The 16,433-nt window shown below is 47.6% G+C and carries 17 protein-coding genes; 13 read left to right on the forward strand and 4 right to left on the reverse strand.

Annotated elements, in window-relative coordinates; translation table 11 throughout:
- Positions 1-57 precede the first annotated feature (57 nt).
- From rpmI to Q337_RS0112040, 7 genes are all read left to right on the forward strand, one after another.
- The gene (rpmI, locus tag Q337_RS0112010; protein WP_034280298.1) at positions 58-258 is read left to right on the forward strand and encodes a 50S ribosomal protein L35; all 201 of its coding nucleotides are present in this window, start codon (positions 58-60) and stop codon (positions 256-258) included.
- An 11-nt stretch (positions 259-269) separates the two neighbouring features.
- Positions 270-629, forward strand: coding sequence for a 50S ribosomal protein L20 (rplT, locus tag Q337_RS0112015; RefSeq protein WP_026471796.1), 360 nt, complete (start codon positions 270-272; stop codon positions 627-629).
- A 98-nt stretch (positions 630-727) separates the two neighbouring features.
- On the forward strand, positions 728-1,288 hold the full coding sequence (locus Q337_RS0112020) for an NADAR family protein (RefSeq protein WP_026471797.1): 561 nt from the start codon (positions 728-730) through the stop codon (positions 1,286-1,288).
- Positions 1,289-1,294: 6 nt separating this feature from the next.
- Entirely contained in the window at positions 1,295-1,546 is a 252-nt protein-coding gene (locus Q337_RS17645; protein ID WP_034280274.1) for a hypothetical protein, read from the forward strand.
- 153 nt (positions 1,547-1,699) lie between these two features.
- Positions 1,700-2,680 (forward strand): phenylalanine--tRNA ligase subunit alpha, encoded by a 981-nt coding sequence (gene pheS, locus Q337_RS0112030; protein ID WP_026471798.1) that lies wholly within the window; start codon positions 1,700-1,702, stop codon positions 2,678-2,680.
- Between the two features lie 128 nt (positions 2,681-2,808).
- Positions 2,809-5,199 carry a phenylalanine--tRNA ligase subunit beta gene (pheT, locus tag Q337_RS0112035; RefSeq protein ID WP_026471799.1) on the forward strand — a complete coding sequence of 797 codons (2,391 nt, stop codon included), beginning with the start codon at positions 2,809-2,811 and terminating at the stop codon, positions 5,197-5,199.
- The gene (locus Q337_RS0112040) at positions 5,196-5,495 is read left to right on the forward strand and encodes an integration host factor subunit alpha (protein WP_026471800.1); all 300 of its coding nucleotides are present in this window, start codon (positions 5,196-5,198) and stop codon (positions 5,493-5,495) included. Before pheT ends, Q337_RS0112040 begins: the two co-directional genes overlap by 4 nt.
- Positions 5,496-5,664: 169 nt before the next feature.
- Here Q337_RS0112040 and Q337_RS17650 read toward each other — a convergent pair whose 3' ends face one another.
- The 4 genes from Q337_RS17650 to trxA form a co-directional block, all read right to left on the reverse strand.
- Complete coding sequence (locus Q337_RS17650; protein WP_051526844.1) at positions 5,665-6,033, reverse strand: hypothetical protein; 369 nt, start codon at positions 6,031-6,033, stop codon at positions 5,665-5,667.
- A 179-nt stretch (positions 6,034-6,212) separates the two neighbouring features.
- Positions 6,213-7,229 (reverse strand): hypothetical protein, encoded by a 1,017-nt coding sequence (locus tag Q337_RS0112050; RefSeq protein WP_156935790.1) that lies wholly within the window; start codon positions 7,227-7,229, stop codon positions 6,213-6,215.
- A 250-nt stretch (positions 7,230-7,479) separates the two neighbouring features.
- The gene (rho, locus tag Q337_RS0112055; protein WP_026471802.1) at positions 7,480-8,748 is read right to left on the reverse strand and encodes a transcription termination factor Rho; all 1,269 of its coding nucleotides are present in this window, start codon (positions 8,746-8,748) and stop codon (positions 7,480-7,482) included.
- 552 nt (positions 8,749-9,300) lie between these two features.
- Positions 9,301-9,627: a thioredoxin gene (gene trxA / locus Q337_RS0112065; RefSeq protein ID WP_143253622.1), complete on the reverse strand. Its 327-nt coding sequence runs from the start codon at positions 9,625-9,627 to the stop codon at positions 9,301-9,303.
- Positions 9,628-9,909: 282 nt separating this feature from the next.
- Between trxA and ppx the strand changes: the two genes are divergently transcribed.
- From ppx to Q337_RS0112095, 6 genes are all read left to right on the forward strand, one after another.
- Positions 9,910-11,466, forward strand: a complete 1,557-nt coding sequence (gene ppx, locus Q337_RS17655) for an exopolyphosphatase (RefSeq protein ID WP_051526845.1) — start codon at positions 9,910-9,912, stop codon at positions 11,464-11,466.
- Positions 11,467-11,473: 7 nt separating this feature from the next.
- Positions 11,474-12,307, forward strand: coding sequence for an acetyl-CoA carboxylase carboxyltransferase subunit alpha (locus Q337_RS0112075; protein WP_034280277.1), 834 nt, complete (start codon positions 11,474-11,476; stop codon positions 12,305-12,307).
- Positions 12,235-13,620 carry a tRNA lysidine(34) synthetase TilS gene (gene tilS, locus Q337_RS0112080; RefSeq protein ID WP_051526846.1) on the forward strand — a complete coding sequence of 462 codons (1,386 nt, stop codon included), beginning with the start codon at positions 12,235-12,237 and terminating at the stop codon, positions 13,618-13,620. The genes Q337_RS0112075 and tilS overlap by 73 nt, the downstream gene beginning before the upstream one ends.
- The gene (locus tag Q337_RS0112085) at positions 13,610-14,803 is read left to right on the forward strand and encodes a serine hydrolase domain-containing protein (protein ID WP_051526847.1); all 1,194 of its coding nucleotides are present in this window, start codon (positions 13,610-13,612) and stop codon (positions 14,801-14,803) included. The genes tilS and Q337_RS0112085 overlap by 11 nt, the downstream gene beginning before the upstream one ends.
- 30 nt (positions 14,804-14,833) lie before the next feature.
- Positions 14,834-15,718, forward strand: a complete 885-nt coding sequence (gene proC / locus Q337_RS0112090; RefSeq protein ID WP_084494826.1) for a pyrroline-5-carboxylate reductase — start codon at positions 14,834-14,836, stop codon at positions 15,716-15,718.
- A gap of 92 nt (positions 15,719-15,810) precedes the next feature.
- On the forward strand, positions 15,811-16,386 hold the full coding sequence (locus Q337_RS0112095; RefSeq protein WP_026471808.1) for a YggT family protein: 576 nt from the start codon (positions 15,811-15,813) through the stop codon (positions 16,384-16,386).
- Positions 16,387-16,433 lie beyond the last annotated feature (47 nt).

Consider the following 16,433-nt stretch of genomic DNA (forward strand, 5'->3'; position numbering starts at 1 on the left):
ACCTGCAAGCCGTCTGTAATGGTGCAACGTGCTGAACAGGTGCTCAAAGAGGTTGTTATGGCTAAAGTTAAGATGAAAACTCGCCGTGGTGCAGCAAAACGCTTTAAAGCGACTGCAAATGGCTTTAAGCGCAAGCAAGCATTCAAGCGTCACATTTTGACCAAGAAATCTCCTAAGCGTATTCGTCAATTGCGCGGCTGTGTAATGGTTCACGTAAGTGACGTTGCATCAGTTCGTCGTATGTGTCCATACATCTAAGGAGAAATTAAATGGCTCGTGTAAAACGTGGTGTAGTGGCTCATCGTCGTCACAAAAAAATTCTTGCCCGTGCTAAAGGCTACTATGGTGCGCGTTCGCGTGTTTACCGCGTAGCGTTCCAGGCGGTAATCAAAGCAGGTCAATATGCGTACCGTGACCGTCGCCAGAAAAAACGCCAATTCCGCGCACTGTGGATTGCCCGTATTAACGCTGGTGCCCGTCAGAATGGTCTGTCATACAGCCGCCTGATTTCCGGCCTGAAAAAAGCGCAAGTGACTATCGACCGTCGTGTGCTGGCTGATATTGCCATGCATGACAGCGTTGCATTTGCTGCGATTGCATCTCTGGCAAAACAGAATCTGGCGGCTTAATTCGTCAATCTGTACTGCTTAAGTGCAAGAAAGCCGCCTTCACAGAGGCGGTTTTTTATTTTAAAAAAGAAAAAATTAAATTAATAAGTAGGATCAAAATGCAATCAATTTATTCTGTGGAGGCACTACAAAAATCACTTCATAAAGGCTTAAAGCCTAAATACATATTTTTTTGGGGACATCAGCAAAAAGCAAACCAGATAGATAAAAGCTGTTTTAGCCAATGGTATCCAGCAAAATTTGAGATAGCTGGTCAAACCTTTTTAACGGCTGAGCATTATATGATGGCAGAAAAAGCCAGGTTGTTTAAGGACGAGCAAACCTATCAACTGATTCTCGCTGTAAAGTCAGCAGCTCATGCCAAGGCTTTAGGTCGAGAGGTTAAAAATTTTAATGAAATAGTCTGGCAGGAAAACAGGTTTAATATCGTTGTTAATGCAAATCTGGCCAAATTTTCACAGAATCCAGCTTTGAAAGAGTTTTTACTAAACACTGGTCAGCGAATTCTGGTAGAGGCTTCGCCAGTGGATAAAATTTGGGGTATTGGTTTAGCTGAAGATCATGAGTTTGCAAAATTACCTGTAAAATGGCGTGGCTTGAATCTTTTAGGGTTTGCTCTTATGAAAGTTAGAGATCAGTTAAAATTAGAGATGGTATAATCAGTTATGGTCAATATTATCAAGCGCGGTGGTTTTCGCGAACAGGCCGCCCGGCAATTAAAATATAAAAATTCGGTGAATCAACGTGCCGATATTACTGCACAAAAGGCCTATCAGCCTTTGCATCACACTGATGAAGCAGTGCAAGACAGTACCACGCCGCCTGATCCAGTTCCGGTAGATAATAGGGATGACGTATCCAGTCATTCTTCCACTGAACACGATGCAACCCATAGAAGCACCTACAAAAATACCTAAGCTGTCGAAAAATCTTACCAATTGCCAAGCCCTTCAATTCAAAGGCATCACTATCCCACCCAAAAAACTGTTAAAATAATCGGCTAACTTAAGTCATCACTGACTTATTTTTTATATTAAATTGATCAGAGAACCCCCATGTCACAAGAAAGCATGTCACTGGACAACCTGAAAGACGATGCACTGGCCGCCATTGGTGCCGCCCAGGACTTGAATCAACTTGACCAAGCACGCGTTCAATTTACAGGCAAAAAAAGTCAGTTGGCAGAGTTTTCCAAGGGGTTAGGCGCATTAGACCCCGAGCAAAAAAAAGTGCAGGGTGCAGCGATTCATGCCGTGCGTGAAGCCATTAATGCCGCGTTAAACAGCAAGCAGGCCGAGCTACAGCAGGCAGCGCTCAATGCCAAACTGGTCAGCGAAACCATAGATGTGAGTTTGCCGGGACGTGGTCAGGCCATTGGCAGTATTCATCCGGTGACGCAAGTGCAGGAACGCATCAGCAACTTTTTTACCCGTGCCGGTTTTGTAGTGGAGCGCGGGCCGGAAGTCGAAGATGATTATCATAACTTTGAGGCACTGAATATTCCGGGCCACCATCCGGCACGTGCCATGCACGACACTTTTTATTTTGACGCGCATCATCTGCTGCGCACCCATACCAGTTCGGTGCAGATTCGCACGATGGAAACGCAAGGTCTGCCGATCCGCATTATTTGTCCGGGCCGGGTGTATCGCTGCGATTCCGACCAGACCCATTCGCCGATGTTCCATCAGATTGAAGGTTTGGTGATTACTAAAGACACCAGTTTTGCCGAGCTTAAAGGCTTGATTATTAACCTGCTCAATGAGTTCTTTGAAAAAGAACTGCAGGTGCGTTTCCGTCCGTCCTACTTTCCATTTACTGAACCCAGTGCTGAAGTGGACATTATGGATGAGCGCGGACGCTGGCTGGAAGTCATGGGCTGCGGCATGGTACATCCGAATGTGCTTAAAAGCTGTGGCATTAACCCGGAAGAATACAAGGGCTTTGCCTTTGGCCTCGGCGTTGAGCGCTTTGCCATGCTGCGTTATGACGTCAAAGACTTACGCCTGTTTTTCCAGAATGATGTGCGCTTTTTAAGCCAGTTTAGCTAAGCCCTGATTACTCCCTCTAGCTCCCTCTCTTACCAAGCAAAGCTTCTCAGGGGAGAACTCCCTCCCTTGTTAAGGGAGGGTGAAAACATCACACAGAATTTAAGAAAAGAATTTAGGAATTTGCGGTTATGAAAATTAGTGAAAACTGGTTACGGTCATGGGTTAATCCAGCCGTTGACAGCGATGTACTGGCCCATCAGCTCACCATGGCTGGCTTGGAAGTAGATGACAGCAGCACAGTTGCCAAGCCTTTTACTGGCGTTGTCGTGGGTGAAGTACTGACGGTTGAGCAGCATCCCGATGCAGACCGTTTGCGCATAACCACCGTTAATATTGGTAGTGGTGAGCCACTGCAAATTGTCTGTGGTGCACCGAATGTGGCTGTTGGTCTAAAGGTGCCTGTTGCAACCATTGGTGCAGTTCTTCCCGGCGACTTTAAAATTAAGAAAGGCAAGCTGCGTGGTGTGGAGTCACATGGCATGTTGTGTGGCGCATCTGAAATTGATCTGGAAGACAGTGTTAATGGCTTGCTAATCCTGCCACAGGATGCGCCAATTGGGACGGATATCCGGGATTATTTAAAACTGGATGACCGTGTCATTGAAATCAGCATTACCCCAAACCGTGGCGATTGTTTCAGCATAAAAGGAATTGCACGCGAGCTGGGGGTAATTAATAATCTGGCAGTCACGCCAGTTGAAATCCAGCCAGTCACAGCAACAATTGCCGACAAGAAGCAGGTTCAGCTGCACAGTGCAGGCTGCCCTCGCTACGCTGGCCGTGTAATTAACAACATTAATGCACAAGCCAAAACGCCGCAGTGGATGGTAGACGCCCTAAGCCGTTCCGGTATTCGTGTGCATAGTGTGCTGGTTGACATTACCAATTATGTGCTGCTGGAACAGGGCCAGCCGTTGCATGCTTTTGACCTCAGCAAAATTGAAGGTGATATTCAGGTTCGTCAGGCCAAGCCGCAGGAAAAGCTCAAGCTGCTCAATGAACAGGACATTGAGCTGGCTGATGATGTGCTGGTGATCAGTGATGATCATAAAGTGCTGGCAATGGCTGGGATCATGGGTGGACTGGACAGCAGCGTAACAGATAGCACCACTGACATTTTTCTGGAAAGTGCGTTCTTTGATCCCTTGGCCATTGCAGGGCGTGCCCGCCGTTATGGCATGCATACCGATGCCTCACAACGTTATGAGCGTGGCGTTGATTTTGAACTGGCCATGCCCGCCATTGAGCGTGCGACCCAGTTGATTTTGCAACTGGCTGGCGGTGAAGCCGGTGAAGTGGTTCTGGTAGAGCAAGCAGATGCCTTGCCCAAGCGTTTGCCGATTGCCTTAAGCTTGGCGCAAGTCAACCAGTTACTGGGCTATGAAGTAGCTGCCGATTTTGTAGAGCAAACCTTAAGCCGCTTGGGAATGCAGGTGAATGGTAATGGCAATAATGAGAACAAGGGCTGGGAAGTTATTCCGCCGTCTTACCGCTTTGACATTGCCATCAAGGAAGACCTGATTGAAGAAGTTGCCCGCATTTATGGCTATGATAATATTCAGACCAAAATGCCGGTGCTTGAAATTGAACTTAAGCCTGCGCAGGATCGCTTAAGTATTCAGCAATTGCGCCAGGCCCTGGTTAGCCTGGGTTATCAGGAAGCCATTAGCTTTAGCTTCAGTGATGAAAAGCTGGAAAAGCAGTTAAACCCTGAAGTAAAACTGCTGAAGCTGGCCAACCCAATTTCCAGTGAACTGGGCGCCATGCGCAGTACTTTATTGTCCAGCCTGATTCCATCGGTGCAATACAACCTGAATCGCCAGCAAAGCCGGGTGCGCCTGTTTGAAACGGGTCTGCGCTTTGATTATGAACAGGCCACAGGAATTCAGGATTTAAAACAAATTCCGACACTGGCTATGATTGCCACGGGTACTGCTATTCCTGAACAGTGGCATGCCAAAGCCCAGTCCATGGATTTTTATGATTTAAAGGGTGAGATCGAACGAATTCTGGCATCTGCGCGGCTGGCGGCTGCGTTTAAACCCAGCTCGCTCCCCTGGTTACATCCAGGGCAAAGTGCCAATATCGTGGTGCAAGGACAAGTCATTGGTTATTTGGGCCGGTTACATCCTGCCTTGGAAGATCAGCTTGATCTAGGCAAAACCTGGGTCTGTGAAGTTGATCTGGATGTGCTTTTGCAACCTTATGTATCTAATTTTACAGAATTATCACGTTTTCCTACGGTTCGACGTGATATAGCTATTTTAATCAGTGCTAATATTACTATTGACCAAATTCAGCATACGATTCAATCAGCTGCAGGTGAATGGTTAATCCAGAGCTGGTTATTTGATGTGTACACTGGACAGGGCATTGAAGTAGGGCAACGTTCACTGGCGTTTGCACTGCTGTGGCAACATCCGGAGCGCACATTGGAAGATGCTGAAATTAAGGAAGGAATGCAGCGTGTTATTGATGCGTTGCAAGATACGTATAAGGCGACTTTGAGGGCATCATGACTGCACTAACAAAAGCCGAAATGGCCGATCATTTAAGTGAAAAAACCGGTCTTAATCGCCGGGAAGCCAAACAATTGGTAGAGCTATTTTTTGATGAGATCAGTCAGGCACTTATTGCAGGCGATCAGGTAAAGCTCTCAGGGTTTGGGAATTTTGAACTGCGCGACAAGCGTCAGCGTCCAGGCCGCAATCCTAAAACTGGAGAGGAAATTCCCATTACTGCGCGCCGTGTGGTGACGTTCCGTGCTGGCCAGAAGTTTCGTCAGCGGGTAGAGCAGGAACAATACGACGAATGATGTTGTGTTGTGACAAGATGATAATCGTAGAAGAGCAGCTAAAGGCTGCTTTTTTATTGGCGAGTTGTTAGAAATAAAGCGATTAAAAATAAAATAGAAGATTTCTGAACGAATCAATAGACAATAAAAAAGAGAGCTAAAAAGCTCTCTTTTTTTGAAACTGTAACTATTACTGAGCAGCAGCTGGAGCTGTAGTAGTAGTAGTAGCGTCGGTAGCAGCTGGAGTAGCGGCAGTGTCAGCAGCAGCTGGAGCAGCAGCATTGTTAGCACTGTCAGCAGCAGCGTTAGCAGCGTCGTTAGCAGCATCGGCAGCGTTGCCAGCAGCGTCAGCAGCAGCAGCGGTAGCGTCAGCGGTAGCGTCGGCAGTAGTAGCAGCAGCAGCGTCGGTAGCAGCAGTAGCAGCATCAGCAGCGGCAGCAGAAGCTTGAGCAGCAGAGTCTTGGGCTTCAGCAGCGTGTTCGTCAGCTTTTTTTGAACAACCAACGAAAGCTAAAGAAGCAGCAATAGCAGCAGCGATTGCGATTTTTTTGATTTGCATGGCATCACTCTCACAAAAGAAATAAGGTTTTCGAAAACCACAAATTAATCTGTTTCTTGCTTATTGCTATCCGTTGCCTTACGGTGAGGACACAGCGCAAGGGTCAGATTAAATGGTGCAGCAATCCTAGCACTGGTTTTTGGAAAAAACTACTCCCTTTTTGATTATTTTTATTAAAATTAATCACTTTGTTTGGCATTGATGAAGATAAGCCGACTGGCATTCTGGTGTTCTGCAGCCTTCAACGCACTCATCATTTGCATTAAAATGTCTTCAAGTGCAATTTCCTGTTCAAGTGGCACAGGGCAAACGCCATATTGAATGCCAAATTCTGGCTGCTGTATTTGCATTTCATCCTTGACCAAGCCCAATGCCTTGACCACATGACCAGTCTGTGCCGCGCTGGTATCACATAACAGCACAGCCAGATGATGCCGATCCAGTTGTACCAGTACATCACATTTACGCAAACGATTTTTATAGCTTGTAAATAATTGCCTTATGGCTTCTTTTTGATGACGTGAGCCGGCTTTAACCCGAATCATCAGTAAACTGAGTGGAATCTGATTACGTTGATGATAAGGATAGAGATAGGTTAAAGCATCAACCAATTGTTTTTTTTCTAGAATGCCACTATTTAATGCACTTTTTAGATCATGGGCACTGCTTTGTAAATGATGCTTAAAACAGTGCAAATATCCCAAGGCAAAAATACTGCAACCTGTTAAATGAACGGGCTGTAATTGACTATTGGTTAAAGTGTTATAAAAAAAACCTGCAATCACGGCAGCTAATAGATAGCTGGCACTCATGGCTGTTAAAAATGAAATTTTCAGGTCACTAAAAGCAGCAATCACAAAGGTTATTGCCATTACCAGAATAATACTGGCCTGATTGGGCAGCAAAAACAGCAGACTTAAGGCAAAACAGTAGTCCAGTGCAATCCCCAGATAAAAAATCCAGGCGCTGGTGGGACGAAACAGCATGGACAGATAATGAATAGTGGCTAAAACGCCGTATGCTGCTAAAGCAGTGTAAATATTCTGATCAATAAAGATTATTGAAAAATCGGGCTGGCTATCAACCTGCCAAGCCAGTGTGGCAATCAGTAACAGGCGTATTATCAGTAGCACGCCCTGGAATTGCCGGCTGTGTTTTAATTCCTGTAGGGAGTGCAATGATAGTAAAGGCGACATACGTGTGGAATCATGTGAATAAATGAATAAACCGGAATTAGGCAATAGCGGTTTATGCCATTAATTCTGGAAAAAGCATCATAGCATGTTAGGACGATAGCGCGTCAAAACCCGAGATTGGCAAAGTTCATTTCAACCAGTATTTAGCTGGAAAATGAATTAATCGGCCTGGTTGTTGTGCTAAGCACCATGATTTCAATAAAAAGGCACTTTAACGCAAGCATTAAAGTGCCTTTGGAAGCAGCAATCCTTAAGTTGAGGACTTACGCTTCATCTGGTCAAAAAACTCATCATTGGTTTTAGAGTCTTTCATACGATCCAGCAGGAATTCAATGGCAGCCAGTTCATCCATTGGATGCAATAACTTACGCAGAATCCAGACCTTACGTAGATTGTCTTCGTCCATCAGGCGCTCTTCACGGCGAGTACCTGATTTCTTGATATTCATGGCCGGGAAGACGCGTTTTTCAGCAATACGGCGATCCAGATTGATTTCCTGGTTGCCTGTTCCCTTGAATTCCTCAAAAATCACTTCGTCCATTTTGCTGCCAGTATCAATCAAGGCTGTAGCAATAATGGTAAGGCTGCCGCCTTCTTCGATGTTACGCGCTGCACCAAAGAAGCGTTTTGGGCGTTCCAGCGCATGGGCGTCCACACCGCCAGTTAGGACCTTGCCAGATGATGGAATCACGGTATTGTAGGCGCGGGCCAGACGGGTAATCGAATCCAGCAGAATTACCACATCCTTTTTATGCTCAACCAGACGCTTGGCTTTTTCAATCACCATTTCAGCCACTTGAATATGGCGTGCTGGTGGTTCATCAAAGGTGGAAGCAACCACTTCGCCACGTACGGTGCGTTCCATTTCGGTAACTTCTTCCGGACGTTCATCAATCAGCAAAACAATCAGGAAAGCTTCTGGATTGTTGCGGGTAATGGACTGTGCAATGCTTTGCAGCAGCATAGTTTTACCGGCTTTTGGCGGTGCAACAATAATAGAGCGCTGACCTTTACCAATGGGGGCAATCAGGTCAACCACGCGAGAGGTTAAGTCTTCAGTAGTGCCGTTACCCAGTTCCATAATCATTTGTTCGGTTGGAAACAGGGGCGTCAGGTTTTCAAACAGAATCTTGTTACGTGAATTCTCTGGGGTATCGTAGTTAATCTGGTTAACTTTGAGCAGGGCAAAATAGCGCTCGCCTTCTTTGGGAGGACGAATGGTGCCAGTAATGGTATCGCCCGTGCGCAGGTTAAAGCGGCGGATTTGCGAAGGACTTACATAGATATCGTCCGGGCCAGCCAGATAAGAACCAGCGGCCGAACGTAAAAATCCGAAACCGTCCGATAAAATCTCCAGAACGCCATCACCAAAAATTTCTTCGCCATTCATGGCATGTCGTTTGAGAATCGCAAAAATAATGTCTTGCTTGCGATTACGCGCCATGCCTTCAAGACCCATGAACTCGGCAATTTGAATGAGTTCACCAATTGGTTTTTTCTTCAGTTCAGTAAGATTCATAGAGGTTCAGATGTGGATAAAAATAGGGGATACAAACGCAGCAACAGATTGCAAGGGTGCGCCTCGGTAAAATAAGGATGTACAAAAATGCATTTTTACCTGCTTTATGCTGAGCAAGTTAAAAACCACCAGTAGATAACGAAAGCGAAAAGTCGAAAGACAATTTCAGGTGCCGAACGGCTATTCTCCGAATGATAAAAATGATTCCATCATTCAAGCGGCAAGTGACTTGCCTTAATCTTCATGACACTATAAAACCCTGATCCTGCATTTGTCAATATTTGTTCAATGTCAACTTGTCAAAACTCATTAGACTTTTTGCCTGGCTTTAATTGTTGGCCAGCTTGCTGAGCAATATTGGCAATGAAATCAAGCTTAATCAGGTCGTAAGAAGTTGGCTTAAGCAAAGTTTTGATATTGAATGCAGAAATTAAAATATTAAAAATAAATTGATGGGGGAAGTATTAAGCGGATACCGCAGGAAAATACCGTCCGTGAACAGGATCAGGGACGGTAAAGCGTCATTGTTTCGTTAGAAGCAACAATCTGGGCTTAGATATTCTGGTCGATGAATGCAGCCAGTTTGGAGCGTGGCTGTGCACCGACTTGCTGGGCAACGGCCTGGCCATCTTTGAAAATCAGCAGGGCAGGAATATTACGGATGTTGTACTGAACCGCTGTGTCTTCACAAGAGGTGACGTCAACTTTAACAATCTTCAGCTTGCCATCATATTCGTTGGCTAAATCTTCCAGTACAGGAGCAATGGCTTTACAAGGTGCACACCAGCCAGCCCAGAAGTCTACCAGTACAGGCACATCAGACTCTAACACGTCTGCTTTAAAATCTTGGTCAGTTGTATTGACGATACCAGTCATAATTTTACTCCGGTGATATAATGGATCATGCTACAGATGATGATGTATATCATTAAACGCATGATACCGCTAAGGTTTGCTTATTGTCAGTGACATTGATAATTTTGTCCAATGGATGCTTTCGATTTTGTGTATCGTTTTAGGCAATCAATTGTTTTTTGAGTATTGATGCTGTCAGAACCTGGATATGCGATAAACTGGTTTCACATAGTGCCAATACTGGCTTTTCTTTCCTAAAAGGGTGCTTTACCCTGTATGGGCTTAGGGTGGAGTAAATAAATCAACATGTCTGATTTTCTAGCAGAAGAAGAGTTACTGGCAGCCATTGATATGGGCTCAAACAGTTTCCATCTGGCGATTGCCCGTCTGGATCATGGCGAAGTACGCAAAGTGGCGTCCATGTCAGAAAAAGTCCAGCTGGCGGCAGGGCTTGATGAAAATAACCATCTGAATGAAGCTGCCCAGCAACGTGGTCTGGAGTGTTTGAGCCGCTTTGTGGGACGTCTTGGCGCGGTAACGCCCAACCGGCTTAGAATTGTGGCCACCAATGCCCTGCGGCAGGCAGAGAATTCACAGGAATTTATGCAGCGCGCTGCCGAGATTTTACCAAAGCCCATTGAAATCATTGCAGGCCGTGAAGAAGCCCGGCTGATTTATCTCGGAGTGTCGCATACCATGGCCAATGGCGGACGCCGCTTGGTGGTGGATATTGGTGGCGGTTCTACCGAGTTTATTATTGGTGAGGACTTTGAACCGATTCACACCGAATCGCTGCAAATGGGCTGCGTGGCCTATACCAAGGCTTTTTTTGCTGATGGCAGCATTAGTCCCAAGGCCTTTGAACGGGCAGTGGCGGCAGCCAAAAAGGAAATCCGGGCAATTGCCAGCACTTATCAGGCCACTGGCTGGGATACGGTGGTTGGTTCCAGTGGCACCATCAAGGCCTGCCGTCAGGTGCTGGTGAGCCTTGGCCTGAGCGATGCGCAGGAAAATATTCTGTATGAAGGCTTGCAGGTGCTTAAAGACCGCCTGCTAAAGGTCAGTGACATTAAACAAATAGATTTTGAGGGCTTGCGCGATGACCGCCGTGCCGTATTGCCCGCTGGTCTGGCAATTTTATGGGCTATTTTTGATGTGCTCAAACTGGACAAGATGGCCTATTCCGATGGTGCACTCCGTGAAGGCGTGATGTATGACCTGCTGGGCCGCTTCCGCCATGAAGATATTCGTGACCGCAGTGTGCAGGCAATGATGGCCCGCTATCATGCTGATCAGCGTCAGGCCGAGCGGGTAGTGAATACCGCACGGCATTTGTTTGAACAGGTTGCTCCTGACTTGCAACTGGATGCAGACAGTGCCGATTTGTTGCGCCGTGCTGCGTATCTCCATGAAATTGGCCTGGCGATTAGTCATGGTGGCTATCATCGTCATGGGGCCTATCTGTTACAACATTCGGATATTCCCGGCTTTTCACAGGTGGATCAAAGCCGTCTGGCTCTGCTGGTAGCAAATCATCGCCGCAAGCTCAAGGCTGAACAACAGGAACAGGTACTGAAAAGTGGTGGCTTGCCATTGCTGCATTTGTGCCTGTTGTTGCGTCTGGCGGTTTTATTGCACCATAGCCGCAGTGACCAGCAGGTGCCGGAAGTGCAGCTTAGTGTTAAAGACAGCCACACCTGGCAACTGGGCATTAATGACCACGGCCAAGCCAATTTGTTATTCCTCACCGATTTGCAGGAAGAACAGCAACAATTTGCGCACTGGGGGATTCATCTGGAAATCCTGAATACAGCCCCAACACTTCATACATCGCCACTTCATACACCGGGGCAGGAGGCATAATAAATTGATGAAAGCGGAACCCAATGTGCTCGCTGCCTGGAAAACAGTGCAGATTGCAAGGCATCCCGAACGGCCACAGTTTCTGGATTATGTCAGTGAACTGTTTAGTGAGTTTGATCCGCTGCATGGAGATCGCCTGTACGGTGACGATGGTGCCATGATTGGCGGTCTGGCCCGTTTTGATGGCCAGCCGGTAATGGTACTGGGACAGCATAAGGGCCGGAGTACCCGTGAACGCCTGCAGCACAATTTTGGCATGTGTAATCCCGAAGGTTATCGCAAATCACTGCGCCTGTTTGAAATGGCCGAGCATTACGGCCTGCCGGTTTTTACCTTTATTGACACCATGGGTGCTTATCCGGGCGTGGGTGCCGAGGAGCGCGGACAGGCGGAAGCGATTGCACGCAATCTGGCGGCATTGTCACGCCTGAAAGTTCCGGTAATTGCCACGGTGATTGGCGAGGGCGGTTCTGGCGGCGCGGTGGCAATTGGAGTGGCAGACCGGGTGATCATGCTGTCACACAGTATTTATTCAGTAATTTCCCCTGAAGGCTGTGCGGCCATTTTGTGGAAAACCAATGAAAAGGCAGCTCAGGCCAGTGAAGCCATGGCCATTACCGCAGATCGTTTATACAGTCTGGGTATTGTGGAGCATGTCATTGATGAGGGCGAAGGCGCGCATTTACAGCCGCTTGTGGTAATGGAACGCTTGCATCAGGTATTGCGTGATTCGCTGGATGAACTGTTATTAATGGAGAGTGAAGCGCGATGCCAGGCACGCTATCAACGTCTGATGCGTTTTGGCAGCAGCCAGTTACAAAACAGCTCCAGCAGCAACTAAACCAGTTTGCGCCACATCAGCAATTTCTGGTGGCGTGCAGTGGTGGCCGTGATTCCTTGAGTTTGGCCTGCGCACTGCATTTGCTGTGTCCGGGCCGGGTTCGTGTTGCCCATATCAATCATCAATTGCAGGCCCCTTCTACCCAGTGGGCCAACTGGCTGGCAGTGCAATGCCAGCAATGGCAGCTTCCTTGTATCATTCAGCCTGTGGCGGTGGCGGCTGGTAACCTTGAGGCCGAAGCCCGCAAGGTTCGTTATCAGGCTTTATTTAAACTGCTGCAAAATAATGAAATCCTGGTGTTGGGCCATCATCAGCAGGATCAGGCCGAAACCCTGTTTTTGCGCATGCTGTCCGGCAGCGGGGTAAAAGGCTTGTCGGCCATGAAAACAAGCGAGCAGCGCCAGCTTGAGTCTGGACAAAGTGTAGTGTTATGGCGGCCATTACTGGCATGTTCGCGTCAGCACATTACCGAACTGGCGGCATTAATTTGCCCGGACTATATTGATGATCCAGCGAATGATCAGGATAATTTTGACCGGGTATTTTTGCGTCAGCAGGTTTGGCCATTACTCAAAAGCCGCTGGCCTGCCATGGATAGCACGCTGAACCGCACTGCTGTGCTGATGCAGGATAGTCAGGAGATTTTACAGGAAGTCCTGATGCAGGACTGGTTGCAGTGTGGCGACCACAATGTACTGAATATTCATGCCCTTGAACGGTTAAGCCAGCCAAGGCAGCGCTTGTTATTGTTACGCTGGATGCAGGGCGCTGAGCAATATGCACCGGCTTTTCATCTGGTTGAAGAAGTTCGGCAAACCCTGCTCAATGCGCGGCAGGATGCAACCCCAAAGGTAGAATGGCAGGGCTGGCAATTCCGGCGTTACCAGCATCAAATTTATCGTCTGCCACAGCAATTGCCAAAAGCACAGGATTTACAGGTGCAATGGCCCTGTAGACAAGTACTTGAATTACCCACAGGTCAGTGGCAATGGCAGCAACAGGAACTTGGTTTTCCGACGCAAGTCATGGAGCAGCCATTTTTATTGCAGGCCCGTCGTGGCGGTGAGGTCATGCATGTGCAGGGACGGGCTGGTCACTGGCCGCTAAAAAAATGTTTGCAGGAAGCCAAAATTCCGCCATGGCAACGTGAGCAGGTACAGCTTTTATATGCCAAAGATCAGCTTTTAGGCGTATTTACGGCGCAAGGTTTTTGGCTCAATCAGCAGCAACCTCTGGTTAAGGGTGGCTGGTTACCCATTTTGACACCTTCAACAATCAATTTAAAACAGGATGCACCGCAACATGAAAAATAATACAGGTGAACTGAACAGGCAGGCAAAAGGATTTTTGCCGTATTTAAGCAATCAGGTGCAGTATGCACAGCGGGTATTGGGTTCGCAGCGCATTCAGCCCATTACCCAAAGCAACTGGTATCAGCCACGTGAAACGGTACCAGGTAACCCGGCAGGACAGCCGGCATTTTTACCGTTAACCGAGCAGTTTCCGTTATCAGCCCAAGGCTGGCACAACATTGACCAGTATTTATTAAACCATCAGACCCGTGCCTTTCTGGTGCTGTGGAAAGGGCAACTGGTGCATCAGTTTTATCATCAGTTTAAGCCGCATTATCAGTTTAATTCGATGTCAATGCTCAAGACACTGGTGGCATTGTTAATTGGAATTGCCATTGATCAGGGGTTGATTGCAGGAGTTCATGTAAAAGCGGCTGAGTTTTTGCCGGAATGGCAACATGATGCGCGCCGTAACATTACCATTGAGCATTTGCTCAGCATGCAGTCGGGGCTTAAAAGTGACGTTAAGCTGGATGCCAGAACCTGGGTGTTACCGGTGATTCCATTATATCTGGGCAATGATATTGAGCGCACGGCGCTGGCCTTACCTGCGGTTGCGCCGCCGGGACGCTATTTTGAATATAATAATTACAACACCCAGCTATTGGGCATTATTTTACAGCGTGCCTCAGGTTTAACGGCTGCACAATTTATCAGCAAGTATTTGTGGCAGCCATTACACTGTCACTCAGGTTTTTTATGGTTGGATAAGCCGGACGGTCAGGCCAGAACCTTCGGGGCTTTTTTTGCACAGCCAGAAGACTGGTTGCGGGTGGGCCAGTTGTTTGTTAATCGCGGCAGTTTTCAGGGGCAGCAAATTGTGTCTGCGCAGTGGCTGGAACAAATGCAGATTCCGCGTAATACGCCTGCACGTGGCGTGGTGGATGGACGCGCCGATTATGGCTACCAGTTATGGCTCAAAGCCCATGATTATGGCCTGATTCGTGGCATTCCGTGGTTTGAAGCCACACATGCCACCACAGCATTTCATGATGATGCATTGTTTTATCTTGAAGGCTTGCGTGGTCAGTGTTTGTTTATTCATCCCCACCATGATCTGGTGGTGTTGCGGATGGGCGAACGGCCTAAAAAAGACTGGGACATGAGCTGGATGATTAACCAGCTTTGTGCGTCTTTACATTAATTTTAGTCATTGAGTACAACAGAGTTCACCATGCACCTTACAACAGAATCAACTGCAACAGAATCAACTGCAACAGATTCAACAGCAAGCCCAATTCGTCCCACAGGTAAAATTGCCTTCATTGGGGGCGGCAATATGGCACAGGCACTCATTGGCGGTTTGTTGGCCCAGCAATTCAATGCAGCCGATATTACAGTGTCAGAGCCAGTAGAAGCGCTGCATGCGACCTTGCGCCAGCTTGGCGTGCAGGTCACCACAGATAACCAGCAGGCAATCACGGATGCTACGGTGGTGATATTGGCAGTCAAGCCACAGGTGATGGCAGAAGTGCTAATGCCCTTGCGTGAACAATTTAAGAATCAGTTAATTATTTCAATTGCAGCGGGTGTTACTATTTCTACCCTGTCACGCCTGCTGGGTGACTATCCACGCATTGTACGCGCCATGCCCAATACACCGGCTCTGATCCAGACCGGAGCAACAGGACTGTATGCCACGGCAGCGGTAGATACGGCAGACCGTACACTGGCCACCAATATATTACAGGCTGCTGGTCTGGTATTGTGGGTGGAGCAAGAGCAGCAACTGGATGCCGTGACTGCGGTATCAGGTTCAGGTCCAGCTTACTTTTTTTACCTGATGGAAGCCATGATTCAGGCCGGGCAGGATCTGGGCTTGACGGAAGCACAAGCCAGGGCACTCACCCTGCAAACGGCACTGGGCGCCGCTAAAATGGCAGTGAACAGTCCGCATGCGCCAGCCCAGTTGCGTAAAAACGTAACTTCACCTAATGGCACTACCCAGGCAGCTATTGAAACGATGGATGCTGCCCAGGTGAATGTGCATATTCAACAGGCCTTGCAGGCTGCTGCCACACGCAGTGCAGAATTAGCCATTGCACTGGGATCAAAATAGTACCATGGTAAAGTCGCGGTAAAAATTGTGTTGCATCAAGGCTATACTGGGACAAAGACGCGTTAGTTAAATTTTAAATCTGGAACAAATGCATGGAACCACTTTCTTCGGTTTTGTTTAATCTTGTGATTAACATTGCAACACTGTTGATTTTTTTACGTTTTATCATGCAACTGGCGGCAGTGGATTATTTTAATCCGGTGGTGCAGGCCACCGTTAAAGCCACACCAGTGGTGGATATGTTTAGCCGGATTTTACCCACAATAGCCAATGGCCGCCTGAATCTGGCGGCACTGGTGTTGCTGATTTTGCTCAAGCTGCTGGACTTGATGGGCAATGCGTATTTGAATGGACTGCCAGCGCCATTACCCGCCGAGCTGTTAGTGGCGACCTTTTTATCGCTGATTCAGGGCTTGTTACGGTTTTGCCGCTACATTATTTTTGGTTCCATTATTTTAAGCTGGGTGACGGTATTTACCAACGCACGCTCGCCATTTATTGATGTGGTGTGGCAACTGGCCGAACCCTTGCTGGCGCCGTTTCGCCGGATTTTGCCCAACACCGGGCCGCTGGACTTTTCGCCCATTGTGGCCTTGCTGGCGATTTATATTGCCGAGCAGCTCATGGCGCAGGCCGCGATGGTATTAATCGCCTCGGTAGGCTATTAATTAAAAATTTACAATAACAGGCTAAACAAAAAACCGCTGTCATCATC

This window comes from Alkanindiges illinoisensis DSM 15370 (assembly GCF_000619845.1).
In the GTDB taxonomy this organism is placed as follows: Bacteria; Pseudomonadota; Gammaproteobacteria; order Pseudomonadales; family Moraxellaceae; genus Alkanindiges; species Alkanindiges illinoisensis.

Excerpts from the sequence above, each read along its gene's own strand:
- proC (WP_084494826.1), top strand. The coding sequence starts at position 14,834 with ATGCACCTTACAACAGAATCAACTGCAACAGAATCAACTGCAACAGAT.
- Q337_RS17650 (WP_051526844.1), bottom strand. The coding sequence starts at position 6,033 with ATGCAAATCAAAAAAATCGCAATCGCTGCTGCTATTGCTGCTTCTTTA.
- Q337_RS0112050 (WP_156935790.1), bottom strand. The coding sequence starts at position 7,229 with ATGTCGCCTTTACTATCATTGCACTCCCTACAGGAATTAAAACACAGC.
- Q337_RS0112095 (WP_026471808.1), top strand. The coding sequence starts at position 15,811 with ATGGAACCACTTTCTTCGGTTTTGTTTAATCTTGTGATTAACATTGCA.
- Q337_RS0112085 (WP_051526847.1), top strand. The coding sequence starts at position 13,610 with ATGAAAAATAATACAGGTGAACTGAACAGGCAGGCAAAAGGATTTTTG.
- Q337_RS17645 (WP_034280274.1), top strand. The coding sequence starts at position 1,295 with ATGGTCAATATTATCAAGCGCGGTGGTTTTCGCGAACAGGCCGCCCGG.
- pheT (WP_026471799.1), top strand. The coding sequence starts at position 2,809 with ATGAAAATTAGTGAAAACTGGTTACGGTCATGGGTTAATCCAGCCGTT.
- ppx (WP_051526845.1), top strand. The coding sequence starts at position 9,910 with ATGTCTGATTTTCTAGCAGAAGAAGAGTTACTGGCAGCCATTGATATG.
- tilS (WP_051526846.1), top strand. The coding sequence starts at position 12,235 with ATGCCAGGCACGCTATCAACGTCTGATGCGTTTTGGCAGCAGCCAGTT.
- Q337_RS0112040 (WP_026471800.1), top strand. The coding sequence starts at position 5,196 with ATGACTGCACTAACAAAAGCCGAAATGGCCGATCATTTAAGTGAAAAA.
- Q337_RS0112020 (WP_026471797.1), top strand. The coding sequence starts at position 728 with ATGCAATCAATTTATTCTGTGGAGGCACTACAAAAATCACTTCATAAA.
- rho (WP_026471802.1), bottom strand. The coding sequence starts at position 8,748 with ATGAATCTTACTGAACTGAAGAAAAAACCAATTGGTGAACTCATTCAA.
- rplT (WP_026471796.1), top strand. The coding sequence starts at position 270 with ATGGCTCGTGTAAAACGTGGTGTAGTGGCTCATCGTCGTCACAAAAAA.
- rpmI (WP_034280298.1), top strand. The coding sequence starts at position 58 with ATGGCTAAAGTTAAGATGAAAACTCGCCGTGGTGCAGCAAAACGCTTT.
- Q337_RS0112075 (WP_034280277.1), top strand. The coding sequence starts at position 11,474 with ATGAAAGCGGAACCCAATGTGCTCGCTGCCTGGAAAACAGTGCAGATT.
- pheS (WP_026471798.1), top strand. The coding sequence starts at position 1,700 with ATGTCACTGGACAACCTGAAAGACGATGCACTGGCCGCCATTGGTGCC.